General features: G+C 57.4%; 1 pseudogene. It reads left to right on the top strand.

The features are described from left to right. Positions 1–265: pseudogene (locus tag ACPYOG_RS19720) on the top strand (restriction endonuclease); the annotation flags it as partial.

The raw sequence follows: 265 nt of genomic DNA, 5'->3' as shown, positions 1-265 counted from the left end.
CATATACTCAACGGGTACGCGAGCAATTCTCGGCCTTGGTAGTCAAGGCCACCAAGCAGTTTCTCAACGACCAAGTCAACGAACGGCTCAAGAAGGCCCTCGGCGCCCAGGCGTACGCACCCTTCGATGAGGTCTCCGCCGCTGCCGTGTCCAGCAAGCCTGTGGCTGAGGCCGATCTCGCAGAAGCAGATGCCATCGAAACGACCCTTGAAGAAATCGAGGGGTATCAGATCGTACGTGCCATCGTCTGCAGTGAAGTGAAACC

It is taken from the genome of Leifsonia sp. HAY1-4F, assembly GCF_056755275.1.
Note: the sequence above shows the minus strand (reverse complement) of the source record. Positions and strands in the feature narration are given on the sequence as shown.